Annotated in this window: 13 protein-coding genes and 1 pseudogene; 10 read left to right on the top strand and 4 right to left on the bottom strand. The window is 60.0% G+C overall.

Annotation, left to right across the window (positions count from 1 at the left end; translation table 11 throughout):
• Positions 1-19 precede the first annotated feature (19 nt).
• Positions 20-697: an SRPBCC domain-containing protein gene (locus ACCD02_RS22960; RefSeq protein ID WP_413306961.1), complete on the top strand. Its 678-nt coding sequence runs from the start codon at positions 20-22 to the stop codon at positions 695-697.
• An 18-nt stretch (positions 698-715) separates the two neighbouring features.
• Here ACCD02_RS22960 and ACCD02_RS22955 read toward each other — a convergent pair whose 3' ends face one another.
• Positions 716-1,228 (bottom strand): MarR family winged helix-turn-helix transcriptional regulator, encoded by a 513-nt coding sequence (locus ACCD02_RS22955; RefSeq protein ID WP_413306958.1) that lies wholly within the window; start codon positions 1,226-1,228, stop codon positions 716-718.
• Positions 1,229-1,602: 374 nt separating this feature from the next.
• Between ACCD02_RS22955 and ACCD02_RS22950 the strand changes: the two genes are divergently transcribed.
• From ACCD02_RS22950 to ACCD02_RS22930, 5 genes and pseudogenes are all read left to right on the top strand, one after another.
• Complete coding sequence (locus ACCD02_RS22950; RefSeq protein WP_413306955.1) at positions 1,603-2,868, top strand: amidohydrolase/deacetylase family metallohydrolase; 1,266 nt, start codon at positions 1,603-1,605, stop codon at positions 2,866-2,868.
• A 13-nt stretch (positions 2,869-2,881) separates the two neighbouring features.
• Complete coding sequence (gene hpxZ / locus ACCD02_RS22945; RefSeq protein ID WP_413306952.1) at positions 2,882-4,459, top strand: oxalurate catabolism protein HpxZ; 1,578 nt, start codon at positions 2,882-2,884, stop codon at positions 4,457-4,459.
• Positions 4,456-5,679, top strand: a complete 1,224-nt coding sequence (locus tag ACCD02_RS22940; RefSeq protein ID WP_413306949.1) for an amidase — start codon at positions 4,456-4,458, stop codon at positions 5,677-5,679. Before hpxZ ends, ACCD02_RS22940 begins: the two co-directional genes overlap by 4 nt.
• Positions 5,679-7,286 (top strand): gamma-glutamyltransferase family protein, encoded by a 1,608-nt coding sequence (locus ACCD02_RS22935; protein WP_413306946.1) that lies wholly within the window; start codon positions 5,679-5,681, stop codon positions 7,284-7,286. Before ACCD02_RS22940 ends, ACCD02_RS22935 begins: the two co-directional genes overlap by 1 nt.
• Before the next feature lie 120 nt (positions 7,287-7,406).
• Positions 7,407-7,895 (top strand): annotated as a pseudogene (locus ACCD02_RS22930) (sigma-70 family RNA polymerase sigma factor); the annotation flags it as partial.
• A 104-nt stretch (positions 7,896-7,999) separates the two neighbouring features.
• Here the strand turns inward: ACCD02_RS22930 and ACCD02_RS22925 are convergent.
• Together ACCD02_RS22925 and ACCD02_RS22920 are read right to left on the bottom strand one after the other, a co-directional pair.
• A complete protein-coding gene (locus tag ACCD02_RS22925) occupies positions 8,000-9,187 on the bottom strand; it encodes an MFS transporter (protein ID WP_413306943.1) in 1,188 nt (395 codons plus the stop codon).
• A gap of 163 nt (positions 9,188-9,350) precedes the next feature.
• Positions 9,351-10,442, bottom strand: coding sequence for an NADH:flavin oxidoreductase/NADH oxidase (locus ACCD02_RS22920; RefSeq protein ID WP_413306940.1), 1,092 nt, complete (start codon positions 10,440-10,442; stop codon positions 9,351-9,353).
• Between the two features lie 89 nt (positions 10,443-10,531).
• Here ACCD02_RS22920 and ACCD02_RS22915 point away from each other — a divergent pair, with 89 nt between their 5' ends.
• On the top strand, positions 10,532-10,831 hold the full coding sequence (locus ACCD02_RS22915; protein WP_413306937.1) for an ArsR/SmtB family transcription factor: 300 nt from the start codon (positions 10,532-10,534) through the stop codon (positions 10,829-10,831).
• On the opposite strand, the gene ACCD02_RS22910 is transcribed toward ACCD02_RS22915, so the two are convergent.
• Complete coding sequence (locus ACCD02_RS22910; RefSeq protein WP_413306934.1) at positions 10,822-11,040, bottom strand: AbrB/MazE/SpoVT family DNA-binding domain-containing protein; 219 nt, start codon at positions 11,038-11,040, stop codon at positions 10,822-10,824. The genes ACCD02_RS22915 and ACCD02_RS22910 overlap by 10 nt on opposite strands.
• A 139-nt stretch (positions 11,041-11,179) precedes the next feature.
• Between ACCD02_RS22910 and ACCD02_RS22905 the strand changes: the two genes are divergently transcribed.
• From ACCD02_RS22905 to ACCD02_RS22895, 3 genes are all read left to right on the top strand, one after another.
• Positions 11,180-13,528, top strand: coding sequence for a membrane-bound PQQ-dependent dehydrogenase, glucose/quinate/shikimate family (locus ACCD02_RS22905; RefSeq protein ID WP_413306931.1), 2,349 nt, complete (start codon positions 11,180-11,182; stop codon positions 13,526-13,528).
• Between the two features lie 84 nt (positions 13,529-13,612).
• On the top strand, positions 13,613-13,915 hold the full coding sequence (locus ACCD02_RS22900) for a DUF1883 domain-containing protein (RefSeq protein ID WP_413306928.1): 303 nt from the start codon (positions 13,613-13,615) through the stop codon (positions 13,913-13,915).
• Between the two features lie 40 nt (positions 13,916-13,955).
• Positions 13,956-14,447, top strand: coding sequence for a DUF1543 domain-containing protein (locus ACCD02_RS22895; RefSeq protein ID WP_413306925.1), 492 nt, complete (start codon positions 13,956-13,958; stop codon positions 14,445-14,447).
• Positions 14,448-14,494: the final 47 nt, after the last annotated feature.

The following is a 14,494-nucleotide window of genomic DNA, read 5'->3' as shown; positions in this document are numbered from 1 at the left end:
TCACGAGGAAATAAATCCAATGGATATCGAACAAAGCTTCAGCGTGCCTTTCAGCCCGGACCTGGTCTGGAAGAGTTTTCTCGACGTAGAGGGTATCGTCACCTGCCTGCCCGGTGCTTCCCTGACGGCCCCGCCCGAGGATGATCAATTGAGCCTGGCCATGACCGTCAAGCTTGGCCCGATCGTTGCGGCGTTCAAAGGCGAGGGTGAAATGAAACTCGATGAGAGCGGCCACAGCGGTGTGGTCAGCGGCCAGGGCAGTGACCGCAAAAGCGGTTCCCGGGTCAAAGGCACGGCGCAATTCGTATTGCTCCCGGAAAACAACGGGACCCGTGTGAATATCGTCGTCGACTATTCCATCACCGGTTCCCTGGCGCAGTTTTCCCGCGGCGGTATCGTGCGCGAACTGGCCACGCGCATGACCGACGCATTTGCCGCCAACCTCAAGCTGCGTCTGGAAGCCGCCAACGAGGAGTTGGTGGCGGTCGAAATGCCTGTGCGAGCCCCTGAGCCCGAGAGCAGTAGCAGTGCTGCCGCAGAGCAGGTTCGACCCGAACCTGCGGCAAAACCCTACAGCGCCGCCCCGGAACAAGCGCCCCTGGACCTGGGCAATATGTTCTGGAGCCTGTTGCTTAATCGCCTGCGCAGGCTGTTCGGCATGAAAGAAAAGCACCGCTGCCCGACCTGCGGTAAATAACGGGCAGGCTCTGAAACCCTACTCACGCTCCAGCTTGAACGGCGCGCTGCCGACATCATTGTTGGCCTCCACCAGACGGATCAGCTGGAGCATGAACAGGGCCCGCTGTTCTTCGGGAATCTGTTCGATGGTGCGGTCGTGGGCGCGCTGTACGTGTTCATCCATCTTCTTCAGCAGGTACAGGCCCTTGCGGCTGAGCTTGACCAGCTTGACCCGCCGGTCCTCGGTACTTTGCCGACGTTGCAACAGGCCGCGGGTCTCGAGGCGCGGGATCACTTCCGCAACACTGGTCCGTTCCAGACCTATCTCGTGGGACAGCGTGTTCTGGTCCATTTCGCCGTGGGTGCTCAGTGCCGTCATCAGGCTGTACTGCACCGGCGTGATATTGAATTCGCGGGTCTCGTTAAGGAATAACCCCACGTGAATCTGGTGCAAGCGCCGAATCAAAAAGCCGGGACGTCCAAGCAGGGATGAGCGGGCAAGCGCGGCATCCAGCTCCGTTTTCAGGTCATCGTCTTGCATCGTACTCATAAGCAACGCAAACCCTGTCAGTTTTCTATTCGCAAGCGCCGATTATAGCGATAAAAGTGGCATGCCTCCTTGTTTTTAAATGCTTTTTGCTACCAGTTTATCTGGATGACCCACTGAGCCAGATCAAGGATAAACAGAAAATCATGTGGTATGCCCCATAGTGCGCAAGCATGGTGCGCCGCAGGCTTTAAATGGTGCAAGGCGCAATCTGTAGACAGGCTGAAACCAGTCAATAAAGAAGGTATGCCACATTTATTTTTTATAGGTATTTGTCAATAGATTCAATAGGATGGATAGGTGGTGGTTTGAAGATGTTGCGAATTGGCACATTGATTGCGTCGTGAGTCGTACTCACGGCATTTCAAGAGATACTCATGAAAACCATCCTTCTGCACAGCGGTCGTGTCATCGATCCTGCAAACTCCATCGATACCGTATGCGATCTATTGATTGAAGGGGATCGAATCAAGGCGGTTGGCCAACTGCGAGACACCGACGCCGCAGAGGGCGCCGAGCTCATCGATTGCACCGGCAGGCTGGTGCTGCCCGGGCTGATCGACACACATAGCCATGTCTATCAATACGTCACCGGGCGCTTTGGCCTGAATGCCGATATGTGCGGCGTGCATTCCGGGGTCACCACGCTGATCGATCAGGGCGGGGCAAGCTGCATGACCCTGCCGGGCTTTCGCCAATTCATTGTCGAGCCGTCAGAGAGCCGTGTGCTGTCGTTTATTTCGGCTTACCTGGTCGGGGGGCTGGAAGGGCATTTCTACCCGGAACTGTACCGCCCCGAATGCGCAGACGTTGCCGCCACTGTCAAATCGGCCTTGGCCAACCGCGACATCGTCAAGGGCATCAAGGCCCACGCTGAGCTGGGGGGCTTTGCCCGCTGGGGTCTGGATGTGATGAAGAAGGCCGCGCAGATCGGCCAACAGACGTCGCTGCCGGTATATATCCACTTCGGCCAACTGTGGCCGATGCCGGATCAGCCCACTTACGACATCGACCCGGACAGCATCTTCCCCCAGGTCCTTGATGTGCTAAAACCGGGAGATGTGCTGGCCCATCCCTTCAGTCGTCATCCCGGCGGCTTTGTCGAGCAGAACGGTGAGATGCATCCATTGGTCAGCGAGGCCATCGCCCGCGGCCTGAAAGTCGACGTCGGCCATGGTTCGCACTTCAGCTACAAAATGGCTGCGAAAGTCATCGCGGCCGGTGTGGTGCCCGATACTCTGGGCTCCGACATGCACGGTTATAACACCACGGTTCCCGCGCCCGCCGGGACACCCGACGAACATCCGGACGAAGAACACCTTTTCGCCGGCACTTCGCGATTCAGCCTGGTATCGACCATGGTCAGCATGATGGCTCTGGGCTTGAGCCTTGAACAACTGGTGCCGATGGTCACCAGCAACGCCGCCGAGCTAGCGGGGATGAGTGACGAAATCGGCAGCCTGGGTGTGGGCCGCGAGGCCGATGTCAGCGTGCTCAGCGACGAGGACGGCGCCTGGCTGCTGCGCGACAACGAAGGCACCGAGGTCATCGCCCGGCGAATGCTGCAACCGCTGTTCTGCCTGCGTGCAGGCAAACGTTTCGATGCCACGGCGGCAATCCTGCCCGTTCCTCGCGTTGCCTGAGTAAGGAGTCGTCATGAGTGCACAACCACTCTCGCCCACGGCCGATGATCTCGCCCTGCACAGTGCGCTGCACCGGCTTTATGCAGTGCGCCCGACGTGGACCGCAGTGCGCACTGCCCGCGAGGCAGTAGGGCTGGCACCGATGACCCTGCTGCATGCGGGGCCGCCGTTCGATAATCCTTGTCAGCCCAGCGCGCCGGTTTTGTCATCCGCCGTGTTGTGCTGCCTGTATGAGGGCTGGGCGAATACACCCGACGAGGCCGAAGCGCTGATTGCCGAGGGCCGGGTGAAGCTGCTGCCAACTCAACGTTATCGCATCGTAACGCCCCTGGCGGCGGTCATTTCCCCTTCCAGCAGTCTCGTCGAAGTGGTGGATGACGGGCAAGCTCATGGCGCGCGCTGCTGGTCGCTGCTCGGCAGCGGCGCAGGGGCGCAATTGCGCTTCGGAGCCCGGGATCCGGCGATCCTTGCGCGCATGACCTGGCGTGATCAGCATCTGGCGCCCGCGCTACAGGATGCCCTGAATGAAGCGCCGATTGAACTGATACCCCTGGCGGTAGCGGGGCTGCGCGGCGGTGATGATCTGCACAGCCGCACGACTTCTGCGACCACGGCGCTGTTGCAGCGCCTGTCCTCGGCAGTTGATGCCGATATCACCGCCATGCTTGAAAACACGCCTCTTTTTTTCCTGACCCTATGGATGGCCAGCTGTTACCTGATGCTTGACGCGACGCGCAGCAGCGACCCGAGCCAATCGACGAAACTGCTACTGGCTCTGGCCGGCAATGGCAGCGACGCGGGTGTGCGCCTGGCGGATGCCCCCGATCGCTGGCTTACCGCCCCGGCCCATGTTCCCCAGGGCCCGCGACTGGGGCCGGAGTTCATCGAGGCCTGTCCGATGCTCGGTGACAGCGGTGTGATCGATGCCGCCGGGTTTGGTGCTCAGGCCTGGTTTTATGCAGTAGAAACAGCCGAGCCCATGAACGGCTGGTTGCCGGGCGGGACAGGTAAGCGAGCGGGCTGGCTGGTCGGCGCTGCACCGCAATTCAGTAGGTTCGGCCTGGGCAGTGCCATCGATGCTTCGCGAGTCGTTGATAGCGAACTCACGCCACGGGTGGCGATTGCCATGCTGGACGCCAAAGGCGAAAAGGGTTTGCTCGGGCGTGGGATCTGCCTGACCGATCCGGCGCTGTTTGGCGCTGTCAGAACTGGCATGCCCATTAACGATGCATCAACACTGGCGAGCCTCAACCATGCGTTCGAACGCTATGAGCGGGCCCTCATCAGTAACGACGTCGCCGTACTCGACGAACTGTTCTGGGACAGCCCCCACACCTTGCGCTACGGTGCCGGGGAGCATTTATACGGCTACGACGCGATCCAGGCGTTTCGTCGCGCCCGTCCCGGTAAAGGGCTGGAGCGCAAGATTCTGCAACGTTCTGTCACCAGCTTTGGTCAGGACTTTGCCGTGACCAATATGGTTTTCAGCCGCGAAGGGCAGGTGCAGCTTGGGCGGCAGACGCAAAGCTGGGTGCGCATGGACGGTCATTGGCGCATCGTTGCCGCTCACGTCAGCGGGATTAGCCTGTGAACCCGTACCTGTGGCCGGGCCTGCACGGTGCGTTCGTGGCCGACGGCTTTGGAGAGTTGCCGTCACCCGTCGAAGTGGTTAATGAACCGCGTCTGAAAGATGTGCGCCTGGCCGTGAAAGATGTCTTTGCCATCGACGGCATGATCTGTGGCGCAGGGAATCCGCAGTGGCTAGCGCAGCAATCCATTGCCAGAGAAACAGCGCCGGTCGTGCGCATGCTGTTGGCCGAGGGTTGCCAATGGATCGGTAAAACCGTGACCGACGAGCTGACATACAGCCTGGCCGGGATCAATGTTCACTACGGCACTCCGGTCAACCCCGTCGATGCCGAGCGTTTGCCCGGTGGCTCTTCGTCCGGTTCGGCAGTGGCCGTGGCGGCAGGGCATGCGGACCTGGCACTGGGCACTGACTGCGGCGGCTCGATTCGCCTGCCTGCCAGTTATTGCGGGCTGTGGGGGATTCGGCCTACCCACGGGCGGGTCGCGGGCCATGGCTGTTTTAGCCTGGCGCACAGTTTCGACACCGTCGGCTGGTTCGCCCGTGATGCAGGCACCCTGGGCGCAGCTCTGGAGTGCCTGCTGCACAGCCGCCTTGCGGTTTCTGGCTCGCGCTCGGTAAAACTTTTGGTCAGCGAGGATGTGATCAATCTGCTCGATGAGCCGGTGCAGCAGGGGTTCGAACACTGGTTGCTGGAGCAGGCGATTGTCTATCGACGTTTGCCTGCCGGCACGTTGCCGCTGGACAGTTGGGCCCAGGCGTTGCGCACCTTGCAGGCCGCTGAGATATGGCAGCAACATGGTGCTTGGGTACAGCGCACGACGCCGCAGTTCGGTATCGATGTCGCTCAACGCTTTGCCGCTGCCGCCCTGATTTCCCCTGAGCAAGTCCTGGCCGCCACACAGCTACGCAGCCAGGCGCAAAGCCTGCTGGCGCAGCTCTTGAGTGACCATCATCTGCTGCTGTTGCCGCCGGTTCCGGGTGTCGCACCCAGGCTTGATGCGTCTGCGCAGGAGGTCAATGATACGCGCGCCCGTTCGCAAAAACTGCTGTGCCTGGCCGGTCTGGCAGGGCTGCCGCAAGTGGTCATGCCCTGGCAGCGGATCGACGGTGCGCCGGTGGGTCTGTCGGTGATGGGGCCACGTTTTGCCGATGAAGCAGTCTTCGAAACAGCAGCTCTGCTGCATCATCAATCTATCGTTCAATCTTCCGGGAAACGCTGATGCCGCATATTCTCAATCCAGCCCGAGGCACACGAGCCATGGCCGTCGCGCCGCACTCCCTGGCAGCGCAAAGTGCCCTGGCGATCATGCGCGAAGGCGGCAACGCCGTGGAGGCGATGATCGCGGCGGCTGCAACGATCGCAGTGGTCTATCCGCATATGAACAGCCTGGGCGGCGACGGTTTCTGGCTGATCGCCAAGCCGGGGGAAAAACCCCTGGCCCTGGATGCCTGTGGCGCTGCGGCAGCGGGTGCCACACTGGAAAGTTATCGCGAGCACGGTTTGCAGAGTATTCCGTTTCGCGGCGGACTGGCTGCCAATACGGTGGCCGGTACAGTCTCCGGTTGGCAGGGCGCATTCGACTGGCAGAGTGGTTCACTGGCGGGGCGTCTGCCATTGAGCCGCCTGTTGGAAGACGCGATCAGCTACGCTCGGGACGGCATCCCGGTCACCGCCAGCCAGAGCCGCTGCACCCTCGACAAACAGGCGGAGCTGACCCCGATCAGCGGCTTCGCCACGACGTTCCTGCACGATGGGCAGGCTCCGCAAGAGGGGCAACGTTTCAAGCATGCGCGTCTGGCCGATACCCTGGAGCGACTGGCCAGTGCCGGCCTGGATGACTTCTACCGTGGCGACCTGGCGCGCAGCTTCGCCCGGGAACTGGAAGCAGCAGGCAGCCCTCTGCGCCTGGCAGACCTGCAACGCCAGCATGCCGACTGGCGCGAACCCTTGGTCCTCAAGCATTCACGAGGGCAGATCTACAACTTTCCGCCGCCAACACAGGGTCTGGTGTCGTTGCTGATTCTCGGCCAACTGGACCGTTTGCTTACGCCGGACATGGACGCACTGGGCGCGCCTTTCGTGCATGCCTGCGTTGAGGCGACCAAGCGGGCCTTCGCTATTCGTGATCGGCATATCACCGATCCGGCCTATATGGAGCATGAAGCACAGAGCTTCCTGACTGCGGAGCGCCTAGATGCCATGGCCAGCGCCTTCGATGCCGACCGAGCAGCGCCATGGGGGCAGGGCGTAGGTCCAGCCGATACGGTATGGATGGGCGTAGTGGACGGCGAGGGGGTTTCAGTCAGTTTTATCCAGAGCCTCTACCATGAGTTCGGCAGCGGTATCGTGCTGCCGACTACCGGTTTGAACTGGCAGAACCGCGGTTGCAGCTTCTCCCTGGACCCCGCCGCGCGTAATCCTCTGACGCCAGGACGTAAACCCTTCCACACCCTCAACCCGGCGATGGCCCGGCTCGATGACGGTCGCACCCTGGTCTACGGCAATATGGGCGGTGACGGCCAGCCGCAATCGCAAAGTGCAGTGTTCAGCCGCATCGTCAATTTCAACATGAACCCCCAGGCCGCTATTGACGCACCGCGCTGGTTGCTGGGGCGGACGTGGGGTAACAGCAGCGACAACCTCAAGCTGGAAGCGCGCTTTTCAACCAGTTGTGTCGATGAGCTGAAACTACGCGGCCATGATGTGCAAATCCTCCAGGATTACGACGAAAGCATGGGGCATGCCGGCGCCATCATTCGTCATCCGAATGGGTTACTGGAAGGCGGCAGCGATCCGCGCAGCGATGGTGCTGTAGCGGGATGGTGAGAGCAAAATGTAAATTCTTTTAAGGAATATAAAAATTCTTTTTAAATCTTATTAAGAATAAGACTTCCTTGCTAGCATCGCGTCACCGGACACACATCAGCCCTTATTTCAGGAGCGACCATGTCCGGCGCCGACACGACTCACCGTGATTATGTGGGTGGCTTGTTCAGCAGTCACTACGACTGGTTATGCAACCGCCTGCGCCGCTATGTGCACGAATCCGCCAGCGCCGAAGACATCGCTGCCGATACTCTCCTGCAATTGCTGTCACGGCCCGAGATCCTCCCGATCCGTCAGCCCCGAGCCTTGCTGACGACCATTTCCCAGCGCCTGATCTATCAGCTGTGGCGGCGTCGGGATCTGGAGAGGGCTCATCTGGATACCTTGCAGCATGATGAAGACGCCGAGATGCCATCGCCCGAAGATCTGGCGCAGATGATGGAAGCCCTTGAGGGCATCGACCTTCTGCTCAATGGCCTGCCGAGCAAGGTCAGGGCGGCGTTCCTGCTGTCTCTGGTCAACGGCCTGACCTATGCGCAGATTGCCGAAGAGCTGGGTATCTCCCAGCGCTCGGTCAGCGACTACATGGCCCAGGCCATCAAGCGTTGCTACGTCGGTCCGAGCTTGCTACAACGCATATTGAGCGCCAGGCAGCCGGTGTCGGATCCTGCCAGGCGCATGTTTAGGGACAAGGCCATGTCAGGGCTTGCGCCTCAATCCCCACCCTTCATGCGCCGTGCCAGCAGATACAGCCCCAGCCCGACAAGCGCCGTGGCCGCACCGATGTAACCGGTACTGGTCCAGCCCAGGCCGGCAGTAATCGCCATGCCGCCAAACCACGGCCCGAGGGCGTTGGCGAGATTGAACGCGGCATGGTTGGACGCCGCCGCCAGGCTTGGCGCTTCATGGGCGATGTCCATCAGACGGATCTGCAAGGGTGCGGCCAGGGCGACCATGGTACCGACCAGACCGATGGCGAGCAGCACACTCCACAACGCGCCTGCGGCGAAGGTGAAGAACAGCAGCACAGCCATTGACCACACCAGGATCAGGCCCACCGCGCGGAACTGCATGCGGTCGAACAGCTTGCCGCCAATGATATTGCCGGTGATGCCGCCGATGCCGAACGCCGCCAGACCAAAGGGAATCATTTGCGGGCTGACGCGGGTGACGTCCAGCATGGTCGGAGCCAGGTAGCTGAACACACAGAACATCCCGGCAAAGCCGATGGCGCCGATGGACAGGGCCATCCACACCTGGGGTTTGGTGAAGGCACGCAGTTCCTTGCGAGGATCGCTGCGCGGTTCATCGTGACGATCAGGCACAAAACGCCAGACCAGGGCGATAGTGCAGACGGCAATCAGCCCCACCAGCAGAAACGCCGAACGCCAGCCGAAGAACTGGCCAAGGAAGGTGGCAACAGGGTTGCCCAGCAACATCGCCAGAGTAAGGCCCATCATGACTCGCGCCACGGCACCGGCACGCTTATCGGTGGGCACCATGCTGGAGGCCACAACTGCGGCGATCCCAAAGTAAGCGCCGTGGGGCAGACCACTGATAAAGCGAAAGGCGATCAGACTGCCGAATGTCGGGGTGAAGGCCGTGGCCAGATTACCCAGGGCGTACAACAGCATCAGCAATAGCAGCATGTGTTTGCGTAGCAGCCTGGCACCAAGAATGGCCAACAGTGGTGCGCCGACCATCACGCCAAGGGCATAGGCACTGATGGCATGACCGACCTGGGGCTCGCTCAGGTGCAGATTGCTGGCGATGTCGGGCATCAGGCCCATGATGGCGAATTCGCCGGTACCGATCGCGAAGCTGCCCACGGCCATGGCCGCTTCCATTTTGGCGGCGGCACGCGCGGGCAGGATATGCCCGGGTGTTTGCTGGATGGACAAGGGTCGCTCCATTCAAAAGAGGTGATAACGAAAAAACCGCCGATCCTGACAACCGGCGGTGAAGGCCTCTAGAACAGCCTTTTGCAGAAGAGTTCCCTGGGCGGGTGGATCTGCGAAGCGGTGAATGCCGGTGCCGCCTTGGCGGCGGCATCCGGAGAATGACTCAGCGGTAGCGTTCGAGCCAATGCGCGTAAGGTGCCGGCAGGGTCCAGGAAGCCTTGTCGACACCCAGTTCCTTGGCGGCAAAGTACGCCCAGTGTGGATCGGCCAGGTGGGCTCGCCCTACGGAAACCAGGTCCAGCTGACCATTGGCAATGGCCTCATGGGCCAGTTGCGGCGTACCAAAACCCCAGGCGGATGTCACCGGCAGACCGGCTTCACGACGCACGCGCTCGGCAATCGGCCCCATGAAAGCAGGGCCCCAGGGAATGTTGGTCTCCGGGATGGTGAAACCGACACTCACACTAAGCAGATCAAGACCGCCAGCCTTGAAGCGGCGTGCCAGTTCAATCGACTCGGTCAGGGTCTGCTCATCGCGGCCGTCGTATTCGATAACGCCGAAACGCGCAGTCAGCGGCAGGTTTTCCGGCCAGACTTCACGCACGGCAGCCAGCGTTTCCAGAAGGAAGCGGCTGCGGTTGTCGAAGCTGCCCCCGTAGGCGTCGGTACGCTGGTTGGAATGCTCGGAGAAGAAGCTCTGCGCCAGATAACCATGGGCGAAGTGCAGTTCGATCCATTCAAACCCGGCTTCACGGGCACGGCGCGCGGCGTCGACGAAGTCCTGGCGTACTCGGGCAATATCATCCAGGGTCATTTCCCGCGGGACTTTCGGCAGGTTGGCGCCGAAGGCGATAGGGGAGGCGCCGATGGTCTGCCAGCCATTGGCATCGGACTCGGCGATGTGATCGTCGCCTTCCCAAGGCCGATTGGCGCTGGCCTTGCGGCCAGCGTGGGCAATCTGGATGCCCGGTACGGCACCGGCTGCCTTGATCGCCTGCACCGCAGGAATAAACGCCTGGGCGTGGGCGTCGCTCCAGATACCGGCGCAGCCGGGAGTGATACGACCTTCAGGTGCCACTGCGGTCGCCTCGACCACCACCAGACCGGCGCCACCCCGGGCCATACTGGCCAGATGCACATGATGCCAATCGTTGATCACACCGTTGTCGGCCATGTACTGACACATCGGTGGAATGGCAATGCGATTGCGCAGGGTGACGTCCTTGAGGGTAAACGGCTCGAACAATGCGGACATGGGAGTGTTTCCTGATTGAGATGATAATTCGCTTATTCGATAGTATTCGAACTATGGCGTAGATTGAAAGCCCCGGTTATCATCCGTACATGCGTTCCTTCAAACATCCACCCCCATCCGATTTTGTCCTCGAGCGCGTGCTTTACGCCCTGAGCGATCCTGTACGCATGGAAATCGTCCGTTGCCTGTCAGCCGTCGCTGAAGCGTCCTGCGGCGAGCTGGATGGAGGGCGCCCCAAGTCCAGTGTGTCCCATCACTTCCGGGTACTGCGCGAAGCGGGGCTGGTGCAGACCCGCAATGTCGGTACCACGCACATGAACTCTCTGCGTAGCGAAGAACTCAACCTGCGGTTTCCGGGATTACTGGCGTGCATCCTGTCTCAGGTTTGAGGTCCGTCCTTTTCGTCCCATGCTGATACCAGTTCATCGATCCGGTCAGGCACTCTGGGCGTTTTTGACAGGACCAGGCATCGCTGAGTGCCGACATATTCCTCGATGAGGTACAGCGAATCGCCAACATCGACCCCCAACTCCTGTAGCGCCTGATCAGGGATGCGGATCGCGCCGTCACCGTCCCACTCTTCAATCGTGATCTTCATTGCAGTCCTGTTTTCCATGGGTATTCCCGGTTTGAAGCTGTAGGAGGGCAAGTCTAGTCGCCTCAAGCCATTGCAACGCACTGTGTCCACCGTGGTCAGAGCCAACGGCTCAGGAGTTTTCAAATAAGGTGGGCGCTGCATGTTGTTGAACGTCACAAGCATCGTCATGGCGATATTGGCTGTTGCTGTCATGTACATGGGCTATGGCTTACTGGCCGTCGGCGGAACGCCAGCCTATGCCTTGATCGGCGCAGGCGTGCTGATGACGGCGCTCTTGGTGCTGTTCAGGAAAAAGTCAGCGCTGACGTTTTATGCCTTGCTGATGTGGGCGATTCTTGCATGGATCGTTAGTGAAGTCGGCTTCGACAAGTGGCAGTGGATTCCTCGCGGGGACGTGTTTGCCCTGATGGGGCTGTGGTTGGCATTACCGGCGATAGTGCGTCGATTATCAGGAAACGGGCGGACCTTTGACCCGCTTTTGGGCGGTACGGTGGCGGTGATGATGGCGCTGGTCGCAGGCCTCATGTTCTATGATCCTTACCCACATCCCGGAAAAATCAGCAATCTGCCCTCCGCCAAGGGCGTCGGTGGAGCGGGGCAGGACTGGCCTGCCTACGGTGGCAGCAACGACGGCCAGCGGTTCTCCAGGCTCGAGCAGATTGCCCCGGGCAACGTGAAAAACCTGAAACTCGCCTGGGAATATCACACCGGCGATCTGCGCGACCCTGACAAGGATGCCGGTGAGTACACCTTTGAAGCGACGCCGCTGAAGGTCAATAACCAGCTTTACCTCTGTACAGCCCACAACGAAGTCCACGCTTTGGACCCGCAGACAGGTAAATTGAACTGGAAATACGCGCCGGAGAAAGTCCGGTCCTACCTTCAGCAACATCAGACCTGCCGCGGCGTCAGTTATTACTCGACGCCTGAGACCAAAGCATCGGCGAATCAATGTACGAAGCGAATTATTACCGCGACGGCCGATGCCAGGCTAATCGAACTGGACGCCGACACCGGCAAGCCCTGCAGCGATTTCGGTCAGAATGGCATCGTCGATCTGAGTGCCAATATGGGCAGGATCCGTCCCCATGCCTTGATGCAGACGGCGGCCCCTTTGGTTGCGGGCAATCTGATTATTGTCGGCGGCTCGGTGATGGATAACGGTTACAACGCCGGTAACCCGTCAGGAGTGATCAGGGCCTACGACGTGTTGAGCGGCAAGCTGGTCTGGAACTTCGATCCGGCCCGGCCCGAAGATCCCGGGCCCATCTCTGCTGATCAGGATTATGCCCAGGACACCCCCGTGGCCTGGGGCACGCTCAGCGCAGATATGAGTCATGGCCTGGTATTCGTACCCTTTGGCAACGCCTCACCGGATGAACTCGGGCGCAACCGCGACCCTGGCAGCAACACCGAGAAATTCCGCGACACGCTGGTCGCCCTGGATCTGCAAACCGGTGCTTTCAAGTGGAAATTCCAGACCTCATACAACGACCTGTGGGATCGTGATAACCCCGCGCAGCCTTCGCTGATCGATCTGGGCGAGGAGGGCCGCAAGCAACCGGCGGTGGTGTTGCCCACCAAAACCGGCAATATCTTCGTGCTCAATCGACTCACGGGGGAGCCGATCATTCCCGTCGATCAGATCGAGGTGTCCACTCGGGGCGGTGTGTCCGGTGAGCACTTTGCCCAAAGCCAACCGGTATCCAGGCTCAACTTCATTCCCGGTCCGCTCAGCGAAAAATCCATGTGGGGGCTGACACCTTTCGATCAGATGTCCTGCCGTATCAGCTTTCGCAAACTGCGTTACGACGGCAATCCGTGGACACCCGGTACGGAATCCGGAACCCTGGTGTTTCCGGGCAATATCGGCGTATTCAACTGGGGCTCGGTGGCAGTCGACCCTGAACGGCAGCTCCTGATCGCGGCGCCGATACGCCTGGCTTACCGATACACCTTGTTCAAACGCACCGCCGCCAATGCCGAGCAGCGCCTGTTCACCGAAGAGGGTAAACCGTACTGGAACGAAAACTTCGAGGGCGACTACGCGATCCGCATCAAACAGTTCGTCTCCGCACTGGATATCCCCTGCATTGCGCCGCCCTGGGGAACCATGGTCGGCGTTGACCTCAACAGCGGCAAGACCGAGTGGCTGCGTCGCATCGGCACCACCAGGAATCTCAAGACCAGCTTCCTGCCGGGCGGATTCCCCATTGGCTTACCGGTAGGCATGGTGGCCCATGGCGGGCCGTTGATCACGGCAGGGGGATTGATCTTCCATGGTGCAACTGCCGATAACTTCTTGCGTGCCTATGACGTCAATACCGGCGAGCTGCTTTGGCAGACCGAATTACCGGCGGGCGGGCAAGCGACGCCTTCCACTTATATGGGCCAGGATGGCCGACAGTATGTGGTAATTGCCGCCGGAGGCCATGGCGCCATGGGGGTGACGCTGGGGGACAGTGTCATGGCGTTTCGTCTGGAGTGAATATCACCGGGTTGCCGGGCTGTCTGCCAGATACGCCCCGGTCACCGTGATATTCTTGCCCGTCAGCGCCAACACGAGAAAGCCATGAAGTACATTCACCAGCGCGAGCACCTTAACGAGGGCGATCTTGTCGTCATCGAATGCTCCAACACCTGCAACATTCGGCTCATGAACGACGCCAGCTTTCGCAGTTTCAAGAATGGCGGACGCCACAGCTATCACGGCGGAGCGTTCGACAAGTTTCCGGCAAAGATCGTGGTGCCCAGCACCGGCTTCTGGAATATCACCATCGACACCGTCACGCAGCGTGCCATTAGTGTGACGCGCAAACCCAATCTCAAGCACTCGATCAAGATTGTTCGGCGCTCTGACAGCCGGCTTCGATAATTGAACAGTATTCAAGGGCAAAACTGACCAAGGAAACCTCATGCTTTTTGTTGTGATGCTGGGCGGCAAACATCCAAAGGCAAAGATTGAAGTTCATGATGTCGCTTTTGTTGTCGCCGAGAGTCTGGAAGCGGCCTATCCGCAACTGCGCCAGAGCTGGTTTGGCAAGCCTGCCGGCCTGCATATCGACGCCTGGATGGCAGTCGATGGTGTCGAGAACTACAAGGTGGAAATCAGCCCGCTGGCCCCTCGGAACGGGTCGCCGCGCCTGTACTTCATTAACCTGGGCGGCTACGACCCTCAGGCCTTTGGCGAAGCGCACCATTATCTGCTGGTCGTGGCCAACGACAAGAATCAGGCTAAATTCAAAGGCAAGCAGCAACTGCTTGCGCAATGGAGCAAGCCCCATACCGATGCGGTGATGGATATAGACGATTGTCTGCCGATCGATCTGGTGGATGGGCGTTACATCCATCTGGTCGAAGGCGAGCACAGCGGTGTGGTTCAGCGTAACGACTACATTACTATCTGATTCTGTTCGCCAATCGTCGTACCTGATACACCGCAGCGTCTGTTTCC

Origin of the sequence: Pseudomonas sp. Pseusp88 (assembly GCF_047303955.1) — a bacterium.
Classification (GTDB): domain Bacteria; phylum Pseudomonadota; class Gammaproteobacteria; order Pseudomonadales; family Pseudomonadaceae; genus Aquipseudomonas.
Note: the sequence above shows the minus strand (reverse complement) of the source record. Positions and strands in the feature narration are given on the sequence as shown.